This is a genomic window from Mesorhizobium sp. M2A.F.Ca.ET.037.01.1.1 (genome assembly GCF_003998075.1).
Lineage (GTDB): Bacteria > Pseudomonadota > Alphaproteobacteria > Rhizobiales > Rhizobiaceae > Mesorhizobium.
On the sequence record NZ_RZSA01001767.1, the window covers coordinates 1 to 496 of the forward strand.

General features: G+C 68.1%; 1 protein-coding gene. It reads left to right on the top strand.

Features of this window, described 5'->3' with window-relative positions:
* On the top strand, positions 1-496 hold a 496-nt coding region (locus EOA27_RS39700; protein WP_145970956.1), incomplete at both ends, for a class I SAM-dependent methyltransferase.

A 496-nucleotide genomic window follows, 5' to 3' on the forward strand; every position in this document is an offset into this window, starting at 1 on the left:
CTTCACGGGCTTCGGCGCGTCGCAGCTTGCCAATGGCGTGTTCCGCCTTCCCGGCGAGGACAGTTTCAGGAAGGGCTGGCAGGAGGTCGGCGCGGAACTGGAGGATGCGGTCGGCGAGGCAGACTATGCCTCGCTGGCGCGCTGCACCCAGTATGCGCATTTCACGCCGGAGTTCATCGTCAGGGCGATCTGGGCGAGCTTGCTGCGGCTCGGCTGGCGCGGCGGCCGCGTGCTCGAGCCCGGCATTGGAACGGGGCTTTTTCCGGCACTGATGCCGGCAGAGCTTCGCGACCGTTCCCACGTCACAGGCGTCGAACTCGATCCCGTCACGGCGCGCATCGCCCGGTTGTTGCAGCCGCGTGCACGGATCGTCACCGGCGATTTCGCCCGCACCGAGCTGCCGGCACAGTTCGACCTTGTCATCGGCAACCCGCCATTCTCCGATCGCACGGTGCGGTCCGACCGCGCCTTGCGCTCCCTCGGCCTGCGTCTGCAC